32 protein-coding genes are annotated in these 18,775 nt (G+C 66.4%); all 32 read right to left on the reverse strand.

Going from position 1 to position 18,775, the window contains the following annotated elements:
- Positions 1-21 precede the first annotated feature (21 nt).
- Positions 22-873, reverse strand: coding sequence for a tRNA pseudouridine(38-40) synthase TruA (gene truA, locus AB0M92_RS02660; protein WP_366100257.1), 852 nt, complete (start codon positions 871-873; stop codon positions 22-24).
- Between the two features lie 113 nt (positions 874-986).
- The gene (rplQ, locus tag AB0M92_RS02665; protein WP_030298228.1) at positions 987-1,454 is read right to left on the reverse strand and encodes a 50S ribosomal protein L17; all 468 of its coding nucleotides are present in this window, start codon (positions 1,452-1,454) and stop codon (positions 987-989) included.
- Between the two features lie 83 nt (positions 1,455-1,537).
- On the reverse strand, positions 1,538-2,560 hold the full coding sequence (locus AB0M92_RS02670; RefSeq protein WP_007265920.1) for a DNA-directed RNA polymerase subunit alpha: 1,023 nt from the start codon (positions 2,558-2,560) through the stop codon (positions 1,538-1,540).
- Positions 2,561-2,700: 140 nt separating this feature from the next.
- Positions 2,701-3,105: a 30S ribosomal protein S11 gene (gene rpsK, locus AB0M92_RS02675; RefSeq protein WP_003956432.1), complete on the reverse strand. Its 405-nt coding sequence runs from the start codon at positions 3,103-3,105 to the stop codon at positions 2,701-2,703.
- A 54-nt stretch (positions 3,106-3,159) separates the two neighbouring features.
- Positions 3,160-3,540 carry a 30S ribosomal protein S13 gene (gene rpsM, locus AB0M92_RS02680; protein ID WP_007265919.1) on the reverse strand — a complete coding sequence of 127 codons (381 nt, stop codon included), beginning with the start codon at positions 3,538-3,540 and terminating at the stop codon, positions 3,160-3,162.
- A gap of 199 nt (positions 3,541-3,739) precedes the next feature.
- On the reverse strand, positions 3,740-3,853 hold the full coding sequence (gene rpmJ / locus AB0M92_RS02685) for a 50S ribosomal protein L36 (protein ID WP_003956441.1): 114 nt from the start codon (positions 3,851-3,853) through the stop codon (positions 3,740-3,742).
- A 73-nt stretch (positions 3,854-3,926) separates the two neighbouring features.
- A complete protein-coding gene (infA, locus tag AB0M92_RS02690) occupies positions 3,927-4,148 on the reverse strand; it encodes a translation initiation factor IF-1 (RefSeq protein ID WP_003956442.1) in 222 nt (73 codons plus the stop codon).
- A gap of 168 nt (positions 4,149-4,316) precedes the next feature.
- Positions 4,317-5,159: a type I methionyl aminopeptidase gene (map, locus tag AB0M92_RS02695; protein WP_366100258.1), complete on the reverse strand. Its 843-nt coding sequence runs from the start codon at positions 5,157-5,159 to the stop codon at positions 4,317-4,319.
- Positions 5,160-5,252: 93 nt separating this feature from the next.
- Positions 5,253-5,900 carry an adenylate kinase gene (locus tag AB0M92_RS02700; RefSeq protein ID WP_366100259.1) on the reverse strand — a complete coding sequence of 216 codons (648 nt, stop codon included), beginning with the start codon at positions 5,898-5,900 and terminating at the stop codon, positions 5,253-5,255.
- Positions 5,900-7,213, reverse strand: a complete 1,314-nt coding sequence (gene secY / locus AB0M92_RS02705; RefSeq protein ID WP_366100260.1) for a preprotein translocase subunit SecY — start codon at positions 7,211-7,213, stop codon at positions 5,900-5,902. Before secY ends, AB0M92_RS02700 begins: the two co-directional genes overlap by 1 nt.
- Positions 7,214-7,401: 188 nt before the next feature.
- Entirely contained in the window at positions 7,402-7,857 is a 456-nt protein-coding gene (gene rplO, locus AB0M92_RS02710; protein WP_030154704.1) for a 50S ribosomal protein L15, read from the reverse strand.
- Between the two features lies 1 nt (position 7,858).
- Positions 7,859-8,041 (reverse strand): 50S ribosomal protein L30, encoded by a 183-nt coding sequence (gene rpmD / locus AB0M92_RS02715; RefSeq protein ID WP_005313525.1) that lies wholly within the window; start codon positions 8,039-8,041, stop codon positions 7,859-7,861.
- Positions 8,041-8,643: a 30S ribosomal protein S5 gene (rpsE, locus tag AB0M92_RS02720; protein WP_366100261.1), complete on the reverse strand. Its 603-nt coding sequence runs from the start codon at positions 8,641-8,643 to the stop codon at positions 8,041-8,043. Before rpsE ends, rpmD begins: the two co-directional genes overlap by 1 nt.
- Before the next feature lie 45 nt (positions 8,644-8,688).
- Entirely contained in the window at positions 8,689-9,072 is a 384-nt protein-coding gene (gene rplR, locus AB0M92_RS02725; RefSeq protein WP_008739696.1) for a 50S ribosomal protein L18, read from the reverse strand.
- A 2-nt stretch (positions 9,073-9,074) separates the two neighbouring features.
- Positions 9,075-9,614 (reverse strand): 50S ribosomal protein L6, encoded by a 540-nt coding sequence (rplF, locus tag AB0M92_RS02730; protein ID WP_366100262.1) that lies wholly within the window; start codon positions 9,612-9,614, stop codon positions 9,075-9,077.
- Between the two features lie 20 nt (positions 9,615-9,634).
- Positions 9,635-10,033: a 30S ribosomal protein S8 gene (gene rpsH, locus AB0M92_RS02735; protein WP_007265911.1), complete on the reverse strand. Its 399-nt coding sequence runs from the start codon at positions 10,031-10,033 to the stop codon at positions 9,635-9,637.
- Positions 10,034-10,256: 223 nt separating this feature from the next.
- A complete protein-coding gene (locus AB0M92_RS02740) occupies positions 10,257-10,442 on the reverse strand; it encodes a type Z 30S ribosomal protein S14 (RefSeq protein WP_003956452.1) in 186 nt (61 codons plus the stop codon).
- A 5-nt stretch (positions 10,443-10,447) separates the two neighbouring features.
- Positions 10,448-10,999, reverse strand: coding sequence for a 50S ribosomal protein L5 (rplE, locus tag AB0M92_RS02745; protein WP_030154702.1), 552 nt, complete (start codon positions 10,997-10,999; stop codon positions 10,448-10,450).
- Entirely contained in the window at positions 10,999-11,322 is a 324-nt protein-coding gene (rplX, locus tag AB0M92_RS02750) for a 50S ribosomal protein L24 (protein ID WP_366100263.1), read from the reverse strand. Before rplX ends, rplE begins: the two co-directional genes overlap by 1 nt.
- Before the next feature lie 2 nt (positions 11,323-11,324).
- Positions 11,325-11,693 (reverse strand): 50S ribosomal protein L14, encoded by a 369-nt coding sequence (gene rplN / locus AB0M92_RS02755; protein ID WP_008739701.1) that lies wholly within the window; start codon positions 11,691-11,693, stop codon positions 11,325-11,327.
- A gap of 139 nt (positions 11,694-11,832) precedes the next feature.
- The gene (gene rpsQ, locus AB0M92_RS02760) at positions 11,833-12,114 is read right to left on the reverse strand and encodes a 30S ribosomal protein S17 (RefSeq protein ID WP_030026328.1); all 282 of its coding nucleotides are present in this window, start codon (positions 12,112-12,114) and stop codon (positions 11,833-11,835) included.
- Positions 12,114-12,338, reverse strand: coding sequence for a 50S ribosomal protein L29 (gene rpmC / locus AB0M92_RS02765; protein ID WP_008739703.1), 225 nt, complete (start codon positions 12,336-12,338; stop codon positions 12,114-12,116). The genes rpsQ and rpmC overlap by 1 nt, the downstream gene beginning before the upstream one ends.
- Entirely contained in the window at positions 12,338-12,757 is a 420-nt protein-coding gene (gene rplP, locus AB0M92_RS02770) for a 50S ribosomal protein L16 (protein ID WP_030026326.1), read from the reverse strand. Before rplP ends, rpmC begins: the two co-directional genes overlap by 1 nt.
- 5 nt (positions 12,758-12,762) lie before the next feature.
- Positions 12,763-13,605, reverse strand: coding sequence for a 30S ribosomal protein S3 (gene rpsC / locus AB0M92_RS02775; RefSeq protein ID WP_008739710.1), 843 nt, complete (start codon positions 13,603-13,605; stop codon positions 12,763-12,765).
- Positions 13,605-13,952, reverse strand: coding sequence for a 50S ribosomal protein L22 (gene rplV / locus AB0M92_RS02780; protein WP_037792011.1), 348 nt, complete (start codon positions 13,950-13,952; stop codon positions 13,605-13,607). The genes rpsC and rplV overlap by 1 nt, the downstream gene beginning before the upstream one ends.
- 43 nt (positions 13,953-13,995) lie before the next feature.
- Positions 13,996-14,277 (reverse strand): 30S ribosomal protein S19, encoded by a 282-nt coding sequence (gene rpsS, locus AB0M92_RS02785; RefSeq protein WP_008739713.1) that lies wholly within the window; start codon positions 14,275-14,277, stop codon positions 13,996-13,998.
- A gap of 12 nt (positions 14,278-14,289) precedes the next feature.
- Positions 14,290-15,126, reverse strand: coding sequence for a 50S ribosomal protein L2 (gene rplB, locus AB0M92_RS02790; RefSeq protein WP_008739715.1), 837 nt, complete (start codon positions 15,124-15,126; stop codon positions 14,290-14,292).
- A gap of 39 nt (positions 15,127-15,165) precedes the next feature.
- On the reverse strand, positions 15,166-15,489 hold the full coding sequence (gene rplW / locus AB0M92_RS02795; protein WP_030154694.1) for a 50S ribosomal protein L23: 324 nt from the start codon (positions 15,487-15,489) through the stop codon (positions 15,166-15,168).
- Positions 15,489-16,139 (reverse strand): 50S ribosomal protein L4, encoded by a 651-nt coding sequence (gene rplD, locus AB0M92_RS02800; RefSeq protein WP_030008466.1) that lies wholly within the window; start codon positions 16,137-16,139, stop codon positions 15,489-15,491. Before rplD ends, rplW begins: the two co-directional genes overlap by 1 nt.
- Before the next feature lie 4 nt (positions 16,140-16,143).
- Positions 16,144-16,788, reverse strand: a complete 645-nt coding sequence (gene rplC, locus AB0M92_RS02805) for a 50S ribosomal protein L3 (protein ID WP_008739720.1) — start codon at positions 16,786-16,788, stop codon at positions 16,144-16,146.
- 14 nt (positions 16,789-16,802) lie between these two features.
- Positions 16,803-17,111 (reverse strand): 30S ribosomal protein S10, encoded by a 309-nt coding sequence (rpsJ, locus tag AB0M92_RS02810; protein ID WP_003948644.1) that lies wholly within the window; start codon positions 17,109-17,111, stop codon positions 16,803-16,805.
- 487 nt (positions 17,112-17,598) lie between these two features.
- The gene (locus AB0M92_RS02815) at positions 17,599-18,747 is read right to left on the reverse strand and encodes a hypothetical protein (protein WP_366100264.1); all 1,149 of its coding nucleotides are present in this window, start codon (positions 18,745-18,747) and stop codon (positions 17,599-17,601) included.
- Positions 18,748-18,775 lie beyond the last annotated feature (28 nt).

The following is an 18,775-nucleotide window of genomic DNA, read 5'->3' on the forward strand; positions in this document are numbered from 1 at the left end:
CCGCCACTTCGCGGACACCCCCTAGCAGCAGCCGGCCCCCGGGAGGGTGCGCAGGTTGCGGGCCTCCTTGCTGCGGGCGGCCAGCAGCTCGTCCGCCGGGTAGCCGACCTCCTCCAGCGTGAGCCCGTGCGGCTTCACGACGTGCACCGAGGAGTCCCGTACGGCGGCCCGCAGGACCTTCCCCGGCCAGTCGGTCGGCCGGTGGCCGTCCCCGACGTGCAGCAGGGCGCCGACCAGCGAGCGGACCATGTTGTGGCAGAAGGCGTCGGCGCGCACGGTCGCGGTGACGATCCCGTCCTCGCCCCGCTCCCAGCTCAGCTGCTGGAGGGTGCGGATGGTCGTGGCGCCCTCGCGCTTCTTGCAGTACGCGGCGAAATCGTGCTCGCCGAGCAGCGCGGCGGCGGCCTCGTTCATGGCGTCCACGTCGAGCGGCCACTGGTGCCACAGCACGTGCCCGCGGCGCAGCGGGTCGACGCCGCCCTGGTGGTCGCCGACGCGGTAGGCGTAGCGGCGCCAGACGGCGGAGAACCGCGCGTTGAAGCCCTCGGGGGCCTCGGCCACCTTCCACACCCGTACGTCGTGCGGCAGCCGCCCCGCGAGGCGGCGCAGCAGCTTGTCGTGGTGCTCGGCCCACACCTCGTCGCGCACGTCGAACTGCGCGACCTGCCCGCGCGCGTGCACGCCGGCGTCGGTCCGCCCGGCCACGGTCAGCTCGACCGGGTCCGGCAGCCGCATGACGGTCTGCAGGGCGGACTCCAGCTCGCCCTGGACGGTCCGCAGCACGCGCTGCTTCGCCCAGCCGGAGAAGTCCTTGCCGTCGTACGACAGGTCCAGCCGTACCCGGACGTGCCCGGGCTCCACCTCGTCACTCACGTGACCGATCCTCTCAGAAGCTCAAGAACGGGCGGGAAACGCAGAACGGGCCCGCCCCGGGAAGGGGCGGGCCCGTTCAGAGCCGATCAAGCAAGCTCGATCCCGGAGCGGGATCAGGCCTCCTTGGTCTCCTCGGCGGCGGGAGCCTCGGCCACGGCCTCGGCGTCCTTCGCGGCGCGCTTGGTGGCGGCCTCGGCCTCACCAGTGGCCTGCTGGGCGACCGTGAGGGCCTCGACCAGCTCGATCACGGCCATCGGGGCGTTGTCGCCACGACGGTTGCCGATCTTGGTGATGCGCGTGTAACCACCGGGGCGGTTCTCGTAGCGCGGGGCGATCTCGGTGAACAGCGTGTGCACGATGCTCTTGTCCGTGATCGTCTGCAGCACCAGGCGACGGTTGTGGATGTCGCCCTTCTTGGCCTTGGTGACCAGACGCTCGGCGTAGGGACGCAGGCGGCGGGCCTTGGCCTCGGTGGTGGTGATGCGGCCGTGCTCGAAGAGCGCCTTCGCGAGGTTCGCGAGAAGGTGCTTCTCGTGCGCGGCGGAGCCGCCCAGACGGGCACCCTTTGCGGGACGCGGCATGGTGTTACTCCTTCATATCTGCACCGGCCGTGTCAGGTACCGGTGTCAGTTCCCCCGGAGCGGCTGCCCCGGGAAAGTCTTTCTCAGTACTGCTCGGTCTCGACGAAACCGGCGTCCGCGTCGTCGTCGGCGCCGAAGGCGTCGGCGGCGGCGGTCGGGTCGAATCCGGGCGGGCTGTCCTTGAGGGCCAGGCCCATGCCGGCCAGCTTCGCCTTGACCTCGTCGATCGACTTCGCACCGAAGTTGCGGATGTCGAGCAGGTCGGCCTCGGAGCGGGCGACGAGCTCACCCACGGAGTGGATGCCCTCGCGCTTGAGGCAGTTGTACGACCGAACGGTGAGCTCCAGCTCCTCGATCGGCAGCGCCAGGTCGGCGGCCAGGGCGGCGTCCGTCGGGGACGGGCCCATGTCGATGCCCTCGGCGTCGATGTTGAGCTCGCGCGCCAGACCGAACAGCTCGACCAGGGTCTTGCCCGCGGACGCCATGGCGTCACGGGGGCGCATGGCCTGCTTGGTCTCGACGTCGACGATGAGCTTGTCGAAGTCGGTGCGCTGCTCGACTCGGGTCGCCTCGACCTTGTAGGTGACCTTGAGGACCGGGCTGTAGATGGAGTCGACCGGGATGCGGCCGATCTCCTGGCCCAGCTGCTTGTTCTGGACGGCGGAGACGTAGCCGCGACCGCGCTCGACGGTCAGCTCCATCTCCAGCTTGCCCTTGCCGTTGAGCGTGGCGAGGACGAGGTCCGGGTTGTGCACCTCGACACCGGCCGGGGGCGCGATGTCGGCAGCGGTGACCAGGCCGGGACCCTGCTTGCGCAGGTACATCACGACCGGCTCGTCGTGCTCCGAGGAGACGACCAGCTGCTTGATGTTGAGGATGATGTCGGTGACGTCTTCCTTGACACCGGGCACGGTGGTGAACTCGTGCAGGACGCCGTCCACGCGGATGCTGGTGACAGCGGCACCCGGGATCGAGGACAGGAGCGTGCGGCGCAGCGAGTTGCCGAGGGTGTAGCCGAAGCCCGGCTCCAGCGGCTCGATCACGAACCGCGAGCGGTACTCGTCGACGACCTCTTCGGTCAGCGAAGGACGCTGAGCGATAAGCATGTGTGTTCCTTCAGTCGTGGACGCCCACTATTTGACGCCCGACGGGTAAAGCCAGGTACTGCAAGGGTACGGGCGGCACGTCCCCCCGAAGGGGTTCGTACCGCCCGGACACTCAAAGACGCACAGGTGCGTCCGCTGCGTCAGACGCGGCGGCGCTTCGGCGGGCGGCAGCCGTTGTGCGGGGTGGGGGTGACGTCCTGGATCGAGCCGACCTCAAGGCCGGTGGCCTGGAGGGAGCGGATCGCGGTCTCGCGGCCGGAGCCCGGACCCTTGACGAAGACGTCGACCTTGCGCATGCCGTGCTCCTGCGCGCGACGGGCGGCCGACTCGGCGGCCATCTGCGCGGCGAAGGGGGTGGACTTGCGCGAGCCCTTGAAGCCGACGTGGCCGGCGGAGGCCCAGGAGATCACGTTGCCCGAGGGGTCCGTGATCGAGACGATCGTGTTGTTGAACGTGCTCTTGATGTGGGCGTGCCCGTGAGCGACGTTCTTCTTTTCCTTGCGGCGCACCTTCTTGGCAGCGCCCTGACGACCCTTGGGGGGCATCTAAATCTCCTACGGGAGGTGGTCGGTCCTACAGCGCAAGACCGCTGAACAGGACTACTTCTTGCCCGGCTTCTTCTTACCGGCGATCGCGCGACGCGGGCCCTTGCGGGTACGCGCGTTCGTGCTGGTGCGCTGGCCGTGCACCGGGAGGCCGCGACGGTGGCGGATACCCTGGTAGCACTGGATCTCGATCTTGCGGCGGATGTCGCCCTGGATCTCGCGGCGGAGGTCACCCTCGGTACGGAGGTTGGCGTCCACGTACTCGCGGATCTTGACGAGGTCCTCTTCGGCCAGGTCACGAACGCGGGTGTTCGGGTTCACGCCGGTGGAGGCGAGGATCTCCTTGGACCGGGTGCGCCCGATACCGAAGACGTAGGTGAGTGCGATCTCCACACGCTTTTCGCGCGGGATGTCAACACCGGAAACGCGTGCCATTCAATGGCTCCTGTGTGTTCGGGGGTCTTCCGCAGAACCACTCCCGACCGCCGACCACACCTGATGGGTGGTGGTACGTCCGGGTCCCCGGCCCCCGCCGGAGGTGCCGCCGGCCCCTCTCAGGGCTGGGCGGGCTCTGCGTATTTACGTTTTCTTACGTCGCGCGAAGAACTGCGTAGTGCAGGTCGGTCGGCGTGCGTCAGCCCTGGCGCTGCTTGTGGCGCAGGTTGTCGCAGATGACCATGACCCGACCGTGACGGCGGATCACCTTGCACTTGTCGCAGATCTTCTTGACGCTCGGCTTGACCTTCATGTTGGTGAGGTTCTCCGGGTCAGTGCCACCACCCGCACCGGGACGTGCGCCCAGGCAGGAGTGAGGACAAGATCTACTTGTATCGGTAGACGATCCGGCCACGCGTCAGGTCGTACGGAGACAGCTCCACAACGACCCGGTCATCCGGGAGGATGCGGATGTAGTGCATACGCATCTTGCCGCTGATGTGCGCGAGGACCTTGTGACCGTTCTGCAGTTCCACCTTGAACATCGCGTTCGGGAGGGACTCGATCACGGTGCCCTCGATTTCGATGGCACCTTGCTTCTTGGCCACGCTTCGCCCTTCGAATCGGCTACCTTGATCAGCTCCTCGCCTTCGCATGAGGACATGCGGGTGCAAAGGAGCCGACGAGTCAGTCTACGTCAGGGCACCCAGAAAGACGAATCCGGAAAGTTTGCCCTACAACGTAGATCATTAATCTGTGGGGTCTCCCCAGGGCCGTCAGGCCCGGCGGGACGGATCCGGCGCGGTGGTCACGCCGTACTCCGCCAGCTTGGCCTTGCCGCAGTCCGGGCTCGTCAGGACGATGGGGCCCTCCTCGGTCAGGGCGATGGAGTGCTCCCAGTGCGAGGACCAGGTGCCGTCCGTGGTGATGACCGTCCAGTCGTCCGCCAGGACCTCCGTCTGGGGCGTGCCCAGGGAGACCATGGGCTCGATCGCCAGGCAGACGCCCGGGACCAGCTTGATGCCCTTGCCGCGCTTGCGGGAGACGTAGTTCAGCAGGTGCGGGTCCATGTGCATCTCGGACCCGATGCCGTGGCCGCCGTAGTCCTCGATGATCCCGTACTTGCCCGTCGCCGGACGCGGCTGGCGGCGGATGTAGCCCTCGATCGCCTTGGAGATGTCCACGAGGCGGTTGCCGAGCTTCATCGCGGCGATGCCGGCCCACATCGACTCCTCGGTCACCCGGGAGAGCTCGATCAGCTCCGGAGCGTGCCCCGTGCCCACGAAGGCCGTGTACGCGGCGTCGCCGTGCCAGCCGTCGACGATCGCGCCGGCGTCGATCGAGATGACGTCCCCGTCCTTGAGGACCGTCTTGTCGTCCGGGATGCCGTGGACGACGACCTCGTTGACGGACGTGCAGATCGTCGCGGGGAAGCCGCCGTAGCCGAGGAAGTTCGACTTGGCACCGGCATCCGCGATGACCTTGCGGGCCACCATGTCCAGATCCCGCGTCGTGGCGCCCGGCACGGCCGCCTCACGGGTCGCCGCGTGGATCGCGGCGACGACCAGCCCTGCCTCGCGCATCTTCGCGATCTGCTCGGGGGTCTTGATCTGCACCATGGACGGGGCCTTCCACCTTCGGTTCGGGTCTTCTCAACAGTACGGCCGCGATGCCCTGGGGACATCGCGGCCGTACCTGCACAACAAGGGAAACTACTTCTTGAGCGCGTCCATCGCACGCTGCGTGACGTCCGCGACCTCACCGAGGGCGGGGATGGTCACCAGCAGGCCCTGGGCCTTGTAGTAGTCGATGATCGGCTCGGTCTGCGTGTGGTAGACCTCAAGGCGGTTGCGGACCGTCGCCTCGGAGTCGTCGTCGCGCTGGTAGAGCTCGCCGCCGCAGGTGTCGCAGACGCCCTCCGCCTTCGGCGCCGCGTACACGACGTGGAAGACGTGCGCGGAGTCGTTGCGGCAGATCCGGCGGCCGGCGATGCGCTTGACGACCTCGTCCTCCTCGACCTCCAGGTCGAGGACGGCGTCCAGCTTCATGCTCGCGGTCTGCAGCATCTCGTCCAGCGCCTCGGCCTGCGAGACGTTGCGCGGGAAGCCGTCCAGCAGGAAGCCGTTCACGGCGTCCGGCTGCTCCATCCGGTCCTTGGCCATGCCGATGGTGATCTCGTCGGGAACGAGGTCACCGGCGTCCATGAACGCCTTCGCGCGCTGGCCCAGATCGGTGTTCTGGCTGATGTTGGCGCGGAAGAGGTCGCCCGTGGAGATGTGCGGGATCGACAGGTTCTTCGCAAGGAACGCGGCCTGCGTTCCCTTGCCCGCACCGGGCGGTCCGACGAGGACGATTCGCATCAGCGGAGGAACCCTTCGTAATTGCGCTGCTGGAGCTGGCTCTCGATCTGCTTCACGGTTTCCAGACCCACACCCACGATGATGAGGATGCTCGTCCCGCCGAACGGGAAGTTCTGGTTCGCTCCGAAGCCGGCCAACGCCATCGTCGGCACAAGAGCGATGAGACCCAGGTACAGCGACCCCGGCCAGGTGATCCGGTTGAGCACGTAGCTCAGGTACTCGGCGGTGGGTCGACCGGCACGGATACCCGGGATGAACCCACCATACTTCTTCATGTTGTCTGCAACTTCCTCGGGGTTGAAAGAAATCGCCACGTAGAAGAACGCGAAGAAGACGATCAGGAGGAAGTAGGCCGCGATGTAGTACGGGTGGTCGCCCTTGACGAAGTGCTTCTGGATCCAGACGGCCCAGCCGGCGGTCGAGCCGCTGAACTGCACGATCAGCGCCGGGATGTACAGCAGCGACGAGGCGAAGATGACCGGGATGACACCGGCCTGGTTCACCTTGAGCGGGATGTAGGTCGAGGTGCCCCCGTACGCGCGGCGGCCGATCATGCGCTTCGCGTACTGGACCGGAATCCGACGCTGCGCCTGCTCGACGAAGACCACGAGCGCGACCATGGCCAGGCCGACGAGGATGACCACGCCGAACTCGACCCAGCCGTCGGCGATCTTGCCCTGGAGCTTGATCTGCCACAGGGCGCCGATGAAGCCGGCGGCGATCGAGATGAACATCAGGATCGACATGCCGTTGCCGATGCCGCGGTCGGTCACGAGCTCACCGAGCCACATGACGACACAGGTACCCGCGGTCATGGTGATGACCATGACGATGGTGGTGAAGATCGACCGGTTCGGGACGATCTGGCTGGCGACCTGGCAACCCTGGAACAGGGCACCAGTGCGGGCGGTGGCCACGAGGCCGGTGCCCTGCAGGATCGCGAGTGCGACCGTCAGATAGCGCGTGTACTGAGTGATCTTCGCGGTACCGGACTGACCCTCTTTTTTGAGGTTCTCCAGCTTCGGGATGACCACGGTCAGCAGCTGCAGGATGATGCTCGCCGTGATGTACGGCATGATGCCGAGCGCGAAGATCGTGATCTGCAGCAGCGCACCGCCGCTGAACATGTTGACGAGACCGAAGAGGCTGTTGCTGCTCCCGGCCTGGTCGACACAGATCTGAACGTTCTTGTAGCTCACGCCGGGTACCGGGATGTGGGACCCGAGCCGGAACAGCATGATGATGCCGAGCGTGAAGAGCAGCTTCTTGCGCAGGTCGGGCGTCTTGAACGCCCGGGCGAACGCGGTGAGCACGGTGCCTCCTGCGACCCCCGCGCTACTGCGTCAGAGGTGACGGTCTGAGGGATCGACGAATACGTACAAGCAAAGGTGCAGGCCACCTTACCGGCGACTGTGCCCCCCGTGGAACGACCAACCGGGGATGCCCCATATGTGAGGCATCCCCGGTCGGGTTTTACTCGCTATTTGTCACAAAGTTCGTCTTAGACGAGCTCGGTGACGGTGCCGCCGGCAGCGGCGATCTTCTCCTTGGCGGAGGCGGAGACGGCGTCAACCGAAACCGTCAGCGCCACGGAGATCTCGCCCTGGCCCAGGACCTTGACGAGGCTGTTCTTGCGAACCGCGCCCTTGGCGACCAGGTCGGCCACCGTGACCTCTCCACCCTCGGGGTAGAGAGCGCCGAGCTTGTCCAGGTTGACAACCTGGAACTCGGTGCGGAACGGGTTCTTGAAGCCCTTGAGCTTCGGCAGGCGCATGTGGAGGGGCATCTGCCCACCCTCGAAGCGCTGCGGGATCTGGTAACGGGCCTTCTGGCCCTTCGTACCACGACCGGCCGTCTTACCCTTCGACGCCTCACCACGACCGACACGGGTCTTCGCGGTCTTGGCGCCGGGGGCGGGACGGAGGTTGTGGGCCTTCAGCGGGCTGTTCTCAGCCATGTTAGTCAACCTCCTCAACCGTCACGAGGTGGCGGACGGTGTGCACCATTCCGCGGAACTCGGGGCGGTCCTCCTTGACGACCACGTCGTTCAGGCGCTTGAGCCCGAGCGAACGCAGAGTGTCGCGGTGGTTCTGCTTGCTGCCGATGTACGACTTCGTCTGCGTGATCTTGAGGCGAGCCATTACGCACCCGCCCCGGCACGTGCACGAAGGAGAGCCGCGGGGGCGACGTCTTCGAGGGGCAGACCACGGCGAGCCGCGATCTCCTCGGGACGCTGCAGGCCCTTCAGGGCCTCCACGGTCGCGTGCACGATGTTGATCGCGTTGTCGGAGCCGAGCGACTTCGACAGGATGTCGTGAACGCCGGCGCACTCCAGAACGGCGCGCACCGGGCCACCGGCGATAACACCGGTACCGGGGGAAGCAGGCTTCAGCAGGACAACGCCGGCCGCCTTCTCGCCCTGGATCGGGTGCGGGATGGTGCCCTGGATGCGCGGAACCTTGAAGAAGCTCTTCTTGGCTTCCTCGACACCCTTGGCGATGGCCGCGGGAACTTCCTTGGCCTTGCCGTAACCGACACCTACAGTGCCGTCACCGTCGCCCACCACGACCAGCGCGGTGAAGCTGAAGCGGCGACCACCCTTGACAACCTTGGCGACGCGGTTGATCGCGACAACGCGCTCAACGTAAGCGGTCTTCTCGGCGGCAGGGCCACCGTCGCGACCCTTCCGGTCCCGCCGCTCGCCGCCACCGGCACCGCTTCCGCGGCGCTGGGGTCCAGCCATTGGATTACCTCTCTCTGTTACGTCCGTGAGTCCCGGAACCGGGGCTTAGAACTTCAGCCCGGCTTCGCGGGCGGCGTCAGCCAGAGCGGCAATGCGCCCGGCGTATCGGTTGCCACCGCGGTCGAAGACAACGGTCTCGACGCCGGCAGCCTTCGCACGCTCGGCCACGAGCGCGCCGACGGCCTGGGCCTGGGCGCTCTTGTCGCCTTCGCCACCGCGGATCGAGGTGTCCAGGGTCGACGCGGACGCCAGGGTGTGACCCTGGAGGTCGTCGATGACCTGAGCAACGATGTTGCGGTTCGAACGCGTCACGACGAGGCGCGGACGCTCCGCCGTACCCGACACGTTCTTGCGAATGCGGATGTGGCGGCGAGCCTTGGCAGCGCGCTTGTACGCGTCGCCCTTGGCGATCTTCACACCGTATGCCATGGCTACTTACCAGCCTTTCCGACCTTGCGGCGGATGACCTCGCCGGCGTACTTGACACCCTTGGCCTTGTACGGGTCGGGCTTCCGCAGCTTGCGGATGTTGGCGGCGACCTCGCCGACCTTCTGCTTGTCGATGCCCTCGACCGAGAACTTGGTGGGCGACTCGACCTTGAAGGAGATGCCCTCGGGCGCCTCGATCAGGATCGGGTGGCTGTAACCAAGCTGGAACTCCAGAGCGGAGCCCTTCGCGGCGACGCGGTAACCGACACCGCTGATTTCGAGAGCCTTGACGTAACCCGCGGTCACGCCGGTGATCATGTTCGCCACCAGCGTGCGGGACAGGCCGTGCAGGGCCTTGTTCTGACGCTCGTCGTTGGGGCGGGTGACGTTCAGAACGCCGTCCTCACCCTTGACGATCTCGATCGGCGCGGCAACGGTGTGCGAGAGGAGACCCTTGGGGCCCTTCACCGCGACCGTGCGGCCATCGATGGTGACGTCCACACCGGCGGGAACCTGGATGGGGAGCTTGCCGATTCGCGACATTGCTTTTCCTCCGTTCCCGACTACCAGACGTAGGCGAGGACTTCCCCACCTACGCCCTTCTTGCCTGCCTGCTGGCCGGTCAGGAGACCGTGGGACGTGGAGATGATCGCCACGCCCAGGCCGCCGAGGACCTTCGGCAGGTTGGTGGACTTTGCGTACACGCGCAGACCGGGCTTCGAGATCCGCTTGATGCCCGCGATGGAGCGCTCACGGTTCGGCCCGAACTTCAGCTCAAGGACGAGGTTCTTGCCGACCTCGGCGTCCTCGACCTTCCAGCCGGTGATGAAACCCTCTTGCTTGAGGATCTCCGCGATGTGCGACTTGATCTTGCTGTGCGGCATCACGACGGTGTCGTGGTACGCCGAGTTAGCGTTACGCAGACGGGTCAGCATGTCTGCGATCGGGTCAGTCATGGTCATGAAGTGGCCTTCGGCCTCTCTCGCCGGGGTTTCCTGTATGCGCCATCCCTCTCCCCACTCAGTGGCGGGACGGGTGCGGTGCGGGGACCTACGGCGTAGTAAGTCGTTATGGACGGCGGACGCCCAACCCCACAAGCCTACGGCATGCGGAGCAGGGCACCCACCGACCAGATGCTTACCGAGAGTGCCTGGTACTCCCCAAGTCCTTGCGGACGAGGGCGAATTACCAGGAGCTCTTGGTCACGCCCGGCAGCTCGCCACGGTGAGCCATCTCACGAAGGCAGACGCGGCACAGGCCGAACTTGCGGTACACGGAGTGGGGACGACCGCAGCGCTGGCAGCGGGTGTACGCACGCACACCGAACTTGGGCTTGCGGGCAGCCTTCGCGATGAGAGCCTTCTTCGCCATCTCGCTTACGCCTCCTTGAAGGGGAAGCCGAGGTGACGGAGGAGCGCGCGGCCCTCAGCGTCGTTGGTCGCCGTGGTGACCACGGTGATGTCCATACCCCGGGTACGGTCGATCTTGTCCTGGTCGATCTCGTGGAACATGACCTGCTCCGTGAGACCGAAGGTGTAGTTGCCACGGCCGTCGAACTGCTTCGGCGACAGACCACGGAAGTCACGGATACGCGGCAGCGCGAGCGACAGCGTACGGTCCAGGAACTCCCACATGCGGTCACCACGGAGGGTGACGTGGCAGCCGATCGGCTGACCCTCGCGCAGCTTGAACTGCGCGATGGACTTGCGGGCCTTCGTGACGGCCGGCTTCTGACCGGTGATCGTCGTCAGGTCGCGGATGGCGCCGTCGATCAGCTTGGAGTCGCGGGCGGCGTCGCCCACACCCATGTTGACCACGATCTTCACGAGACCGGGAATCTGCATGACGTTCTCGTACGAGAACTCTTCACGCAGCTTGCCCGCGATGTCCTCGCGGTACTTCGTCTTGAGACGCGGAGTGGTAGCCATCAGATGTCCTCACCCGTCCGCTTGGCAACGCGGATCTTGTTGCCCTCGTCGTCGAAGCGGAAACCGACGCGGGTGACGACCTTCTGGCCGTCCTTCTCCACGACCAGCTGAACGTTGCTGACGTGGATCGGCGCCTCGGTGATCACGATGCCACCGGTCTGCGAGCCACCAGCGGTCTGGCCGGCCTTGGTGTGCTTCTTGACCCGGTTGACACCCTCGACGAGGACGCGGTTCTCAGCGGGGATGGCCTGAATGACCTTGCCCTGCTTGCCCTTGTCCTTACCGGTGATGACCTGGACCAGGTCGCCCTTCTTGATCTTCATGCTTACAGCACCTCCGGCGCGAGCGAGATGATCTTCATGAACTTCTTCTCGCGCAGCTCACGGCCCACCGGGCCGAAGATACGGGTGCCACGAGGGTCGCCGTCGTTCTTGAGAATGACAGCGGCGTTCTCGTCGAAGCGGATGTACGAGCCGTCCTGGCGGCGGCGCTCCTTGACGGTGCGAACGATGACCGCCTTGACGACGTCACCCTTCTTCACGTTGCCACCGGGGATCGCGTCCTTGACGGTGGCGACGATGACGTCACCGATGCCCGCGTAGCGGCGACCGGAACCACCGAGAACACGGATGCAAAGGATTTCCTTGGCACCAGTGTTGTCGGCGATACGCAGTCGCGACTCCTGCTGGATCACGTGTATCTCCTGATTGTCTGCCGGTTCCCGGCGGGGGCCTCGTACTCCGAAGAGCTGTGGCCCCCACCGAGCCTGGCGGAACGAACCTGAGGGAGACCCCTCAGGCCTTGACTATTGGAATTCGCTTGCGCGAAGTTCCTTACTTGGCCTTCTCAAGGATCTCGACGATGCGCCAGCGCTTGCTCGCCGACAGCGGACGCGTCTCCATGATGAGGACGCGGTCGCCGACGCCGGCAGCGTTCTGCTCGTCGTGAGCCTTGAGCTTGTTCGTACGGCGGATGACCTTGCCGTACAGCGCGTGCTTCACGCGGTCCTCGACGGCGACGACGACGGTCTTGTCCATCTTGTCGCTGACGACGAGACCCTCACGGGTCTTGCGGAAACCGCGCTCGTTCGTCTCAGTCACGTTCTTCTCGCTCATCAGGCGCTCTCCACCGTCTCGATACCGAGCTCACGCTCGTGCATCAGGGTGTAGATGCGAGCGATGTCCTTACGGACGGACTTGAGCCGGCCGTTGTTCTCCAGCTGACCCGTGGCCGCCTGGAAGCGGAGCTTGAACAGCTCCTCCTTGGCCTCGCGCAGCTTGCCAACGAGCTCCTCGTTGCCGAGCTCACGCAGCTCGGACGCCTTGGTTCCCGTCGCCATCACGACTCACCTGCCTCGCGCCGAACAATCCGGCACTTCATCGGAAGCTTGTGAGCAGCGCGGGTGAGCGCCTCACGAGCAATCTTCTCGTTCGGGTAGGACAGCTCGAACATGACCCGGCCCGGGTGCACGTTCGCGATCCACCACTCGGGAGAACCCTTACCGGAACCCATGCGGGTCTCGGCCGGCTTCTTCGTCAGCGGACGGTCCGGGTAGATGTTGATCCAGACCTTGCCGCCACGCTTGATGTGGCGGGTCATCGCGATACGAGCCGCCTCGATCTGGCGGTTCGTCACGTAGGCGGGGGTGAGCGCCTGGATGCCGTACTCGCCGAACGAGACCTCAGTACCGCCCTTGGCCATACCGCGGCGCTTCGGGTGGTGCTGCTTGCGGTGCTTGACCCTACGAGGGATCAGCATGTCGGTCAGGCCTCCGTTCCGGTGCTCTCGGCCGGAGCGGCGGCGGGAGCGTCGGCCTTGGGGGCCTCGGCACCAGCAGCCTGCTGCGGCTTGCGGCCACCACGGCCGCCGCGCTCGCCACCACGGCCACCACGGCCGGCGGGACGGTCGCCAGCGCCCTGCGCGCCACGGGCCGGGCGGTTACCCGCACGGGCCGCAGCGTTCTCGGCGCGAACCTCGGCGATGTTCTTGACGTCGCCCTTGTAGATCCAGACCTTCACACCGATACGGCCGAAGGTGGTCTTGGCCTCGAAGAAGCCGTAGTCCACGTTCGCGCGCAGCGTGTGCAGCGGCACACGACCCTCGCGGTAGAACTCGGAGCGGGACATCTCGGCGCCGCCGAGACGGCCGCCACACTGGATCTTGATGCCCTTGGCGCCGGCCTTCATCGTGCCCTGCATGCTCTTGCGCATGGCACGACGGAAGGAGACGCGGGAGGAGAGCTGCTCGGCAACGGCCTGGGCAACCAGCTGAGCGTCGAGCTCGGGGTTCTTGACCTCGAGGATGTTCAGCTGGACCTGCTTGCCCGTGAGCTTTTCGAGGTCACCGCGGATGCGGTCGGCCTCGGCGCCACGGCGGCCGATGACGATGCCCGGACGAGCGGTGTGGATGTCCACACGCACGCGGTCACGGGTGCGCTCGATCTCAACCTTCGAGATGCCGGCGCGCTCCATGCCGGACGTCATCATCCGACGGATGGCGACGTCTTCCTTGACGTAGTCCTTGTACAGCTTGTCGGCGTACCAACGCGACTTGAAGTCGGTGGTGATGCCGAGCCGGAACCCGTGCGGGTTTACCTTCTGGCCCATTACCGGGAACCTTCCTTGCTGCTGACGACCACGGTGATGTGGCTGGTCCGCTTGCGGATCCGGTAGGCACGGCCCTGCGCACGCGGACGGAACCGCTTCAGGGTCGGGCCCTCGTCCACGAACGCCTCGCTGATGACCAGCGTGGAGGCGTCCGGGTGGTTGTAGTTGTGTGCGGCGTTGGCAATGGCGCTGTCCAGCACCTTGCCGACCGGCACGCTCGCGGCCTGCGGGGCGAAACGCAGGACCGCCTGAGCCTCCGTGGCATCCATGCCACGGATAAGGTCCACCACTCGGCGGGCCTTCATGGGCGTGACGCGGATGTACCGCGCCTGGGCCCTGGCTTCCATGGTTGTCCCTTCGGTGTAAGTCATAGTCGTAACCACCCCGCCTTTAGCGGCGCTTCGACTTCCGGTCGTCCTTGACGTGGCCGCGGAAGGTGCGAGTCGGCGAGAACTCGCCGAGCTTGTGGCCGACCATCGACTCGGTGACGAACACCGGGACGTGGGTCTTGCCGTTGTGCACCGCGATGGTGTGACCCAGCATGCTGGGGATGATCATCGAGCGACGGGACCAGGTCTTGATGACGTTCTTGGTGCCGGCTTCGTTCTGGACGTCCACCTTCTTTACGAGGTGGTCGTCGACGAAGGGCCCCTTCTTGAGACTGCGCGGCATCTAAACCCGCTCCTAGCGCTTCTTGTTCGTCTTGCGGCGGCGGACGATGTACTTGCTCGAAGCCTTCTTCGGCGAGCGAGTACGACCCTCCTTCTGACCCCACGGGGAGACCGGGTGGCGACCACCACTGGTCTTGCCCTCACCACCACCGTGCGGGTGGTCAACCGGGTTCATCGCGACACCGCGGACGGAGGGGCGAACGCCCTTCCAGCGCATGCGGCCGGCCTTGCCCCAGTTGATGTTCGACTGCTCGGCGTTGCCGACCTCGCCGACCGTGGCGCGGCAGCGCGCGTCGACGAGACGGATCTCGCCCGACGGCATGCGGAGGTGGGCCATGGTGCCCTCCTTCGCCAGCAGCTGCACGGAGGCACCAGCGGAGCGCGCGAACTTGGCGCCGCCACCGGGACGGAGCTCGATCGCGTGGATCGTGGTACCGACCGGGATGTTGCGGAGCGCAAGGTTGTTGCCGGGCTTGATGTCGGCCGTGGGGCCGTTCTCAATCCGGTCGCCCTGCTTCAGAGCCTTCGGCGCGATGATGTAGCGCTTCTCGCCGTCCGCGTAGTGCAGCAGCGCGATGCGCGCGGTGCGGTTGGGGTCGTACTCGATGTGCGCGACCTTGGCCGGCACGCCGTCCTTGTCGTGACGACGGAAGTCGATCACGCGGTAGGCGCGCTTGTGACCGCCACCCTGGTGGCGAACAGTGATCCGACCGGTGTTGTTACGGCCGCCCTTGCTGTGCAGCGGGCGAACCAGCGACTTCTCCGGCGTGGACCGCGTGATCTCGACAAAGTCGGCGACGCTGGAGCCACGACGGCCCGGGGTCGTCGGCTTGTACTTGCGGATACCCATTTCTCAGTCCTCGTCCGATTCCGGACGACTAGACCTCCGTTAGGAGGCCTGGCCGCCGAAGATGTCGATTCGGTCGCCCTCAGCGAGGGTCACGATGGCGCGCTTGGTGTCAGCGCGCTTGCCGAAACCGGTCTTGGTGCGCTTGCGCTTACCCTGACGGTTGATCGTGTTGACCCCGGTGACCTTGACCCCGAAGACCGCCTCGACGGCCTGCTTGATCTGGGTCTTGTTGGAGCCGGGCGCGACGATGAACGTGTACTTGTTCTCGTCCAGCAGCGCGTAGCTCTTCTCCGAGACAACCGGCTTGATCAGCAGGTCGCGCGGGTCAGTGAAGGTCTTGCTGGTAACGGTCGCCTCAGACATCAGGCGTCGCTCCCTTCGGTCTCATCGGCCTTGGGGCCAGACACGAAGGACTCGAAAGCGGCCTGAGTGAAGACCACGTCGTCAGAGACGATCACGTCGTACGTGTTCAGCTGGCCCGGCTCCAGGATGTGGACCTGGGGCAGGTTGCGGGCGGACAGCCACGCGGCCTCGTCGGCACGCTCGACGACCAGGAGCAGGTTCTTGCGCTCCGAGATCTTGCCGAACAGCGTCTTGGCGGCCTTCGTGGAGGCGGCACCCTCGACCACGCCGGTGACGACGTGGATGCGGGAGTGACGCGCACGGTCCGAGAGGGCACCGCGGAGGGCGGCGGCCTTCATCTTCTTCGGGGTCCGCTGGGAGTAGTCACGCGGCTGCGGGCCGTGGACGACGCCACCGCCGACGAACTGCGGAGCGCGGGTCGAACCCTGACGGGCGCGGCCGGTGCCCTTCTGGCGGTACGGCTTGCGGCCACCACCACGGACTTCGCCACGGCGCTTGGTCTTGTGCGTGCCCTGACGGGCAGCAGCCAGCTGGGCGACAACGACCTGGTGGATCAGCGGAACGCTGGTCTTCGCGTCGAAGATCTCCGCGGGGAGCTCGACGGTACCGGCCTTGTCGCCTGCCGGCGAAAGGATGTCAATGGTGCTCATTACCTCAAGCCCCCTTGGCCGCGGTACGGACCAGGACGAGGCCGCCGTTCGGACCGGGGACTGCGCCCTTGATGAGGAGCAGACCCTTCTCCGCGTCAACCGCGTGGATGGTCAGGTTCTGGGTGGTGACGCGCTCGTTGCCCATACGACCGGCCATGCGCATGCCCTTGAAGACACGCCCAGGGGTGGCGCAGCCACCGATCGAACCGGGGGAGCGGTGCTTGCGCTGCACACCGTGACCGGCGCCGAGGCCCCGGAAGTTGTGCCGCTTCATGACACCGGCGAAGCCCTTGCCCTTGCTGTTGCCCGTGACGTCAACCTTGACGCCGGACTCGAACACCTGGGCGGTGATCTCCTGGCCGAGCGTGTACTCGCTGGCGTCGGAGGTGCGGAGCTCCACCAGGTGGCGGCGCGGGGTCACGTCGGCCTTGGCGAAGTGGCCCTTGAGGGGCTTGTTCACCTTGCGCGGGTCGATCTCGCCGAAGGCGATCTGGACCGACTCGTAGCCGTCGATGTCGTTCGTACGGACCTGGGTAACGACGCAGGGCCCGGCCTTGACAACGGTCACCGGGACGACACGGTTGTTCTCGTCCCAGACCTGGGTCATGCCGAGCTTCTCGCCCAGGACGCCCTTGATCTGCTTTGCCATCTTCTCGACGCCTCTCAGAGCTTGATCTCGATGTCAACGCCGGCCGGAAGGTCCAGGCGCATCAGCGAGTCAACGGTCTTGGGCGTCGGGTCGAGGATGTCGATCAGGCGCTTGTGCGTGCGCATCTCGAAGTGCTCGCGCGAGTCCTTGTACTTGTGCGGCGACTTGATGACGCAGTACACGTTCTTCTCAGTGGGCAGCGGCACCGGGCCTGCGACCGACGCACCAGTGCGGGTCACCGTCTCGACGATCTTCTTCGCCGAGGAGTCGATGACCTCGTGGTCGTAGGCCTTGAGCCGGATGCGGATCTTCTGTCCCGCCATGGCTACTCCGTAGTCCTGTCTGTTGTGGAAACGCTCTGGCCCTCGGTCGGCCGTGGATCTCTCCACTGCTTCTCTCCGACCCACGCGGTCGGGCGTGTCGCACTCCCTCTACAGAAAATTCCCATACGGAAATTCCCTCGTCCAAGGGGGTGCGGTCCCAAGACCGCGGTTCGGGGGAGAAACACCCACCGAGCGCCTGGTAGGCACCGTGCTGACGCTTCCCAGAAGATTCCCGTACGTCCGCCCCATTGCTGCCCCGAAAGGCAGGTGAAGGCGACGAGTACTGTGGGACTCGCTTCCGGTCCTCCCGGCGGGAGGCGCGCAGCATCGGCACTCAGCCGAGCAACTTGAGTAGTCTGCCATACAAGACACGTACTGCGCCAATCGGGCCGAAGAGAATACCCCTCCCCGGTGAGTGGTCAAACCGCGCCACGCGACGGGACGGCCCGGGCCCCGCTTGGGGTCCGCCCGGGCCGTCCCACGGGCCTCAGGTGCGGGACAGGGTCCCGCAGCCCTCCGGCGCACCGGAGTCGATGCCCTTGCTCCGGTCGTACGGGTCCACGGGCGTGCCGGAGGGCGCGGGGCCGGTCCGGGCGTCGTCGGCGAACGTGGGGTGCAGGTAGCCGTCGTACACGTCGCACGCGCTGTTGGCGAGGTTGACGTTGTACTTCTCCAGCCAGAGCTTTCCGGCGGTGGCCTGCCACTTGCGCGGATCGGCGATCGAGAAGGTGATCTCGCGCCGCACGATGGAGCGCACCACCTCGTCGGCGCCCGGCTCCGTCTTCATCAGCGGGTGGACGAAGGTGTAGTCGGCCAGCACGTTGGCCTGGCCGGCCTCCTTGCCGGGCTCCACCCACATCCGGCCGCGGACCTTGACCACGTCGCCCGCGGGCTTCAGCTCGGTCGGCTTGACCCGGGTGAACAGGTGCAGCGGGTCGTTCTCCTTCGTCGGAGCCGTCAGCGTGCCCTCCACGCGGTCCAGCTCTTCCTTGAGCTTCGGGTCGAGCAGTTCCAGCGCCGCCGCGGGCCGCTCCCCGCGCAGGGTCGCCGGGTCCAGGTTGGCCGAGACCAGGAACTGCTTGGCCTTCTCCAGGGCCTCCGCGACCTGGTCCTTGCTCATGCCGCCGACGGCCTGCGCCTCCGGGAGCTCGATCCCGGCCGCCCCGTCGGCCCACTGCTGGGCCGGGGAGCCCTTGAAGGGCTCCTTGAGGGTCGGCCGGTCCGGGTCGATGGCCGAGGGCGGGGCGCTGGGCCGCGCGGTCTCGGCAGGCAGCGGCTCACGGACCTTCTCCTCGCGCTCGGCCTTTCCGGTGACCCGGTCGATGACCAGCTCCGGGCGTACGGCGATCAGCGCGAGGGCGGCGATGAAGACGATCGCCGCCGCGGCCTTGAGCCGCCGCCTGCCCCTCCCCCGCCCCTGCATCTCCTGCCAGGCCGGACCGGTGCGCCAGCCGGGCGGCTCGGCGGACTCGGCACGCAGCCGCGCGGTGACCATGCGCGCCCGGGCGGAGGGCTCCTGCGGGGCCTCGCCCGCGCCCGCCCGCGCCTGCTCCATGAACCGGGTCCACTCCTCGTCGGAGACCGCCGGTCTGTCGTCGTCGTGGTTGTCGTTGTTGGTGGTGTTGTTGTTCGCCATGTCCCGCCCCTGAAAGGTCACGGGCCCC

The organism is Streptomyces sp. NPDC051582, assembly GCF_040681715.1.
Taxonomy (GTDB): Bacteria; Actinomycetota; Actinomycetes; order Streptomycetales; family Streptomycetaceae; genus Streptomyces.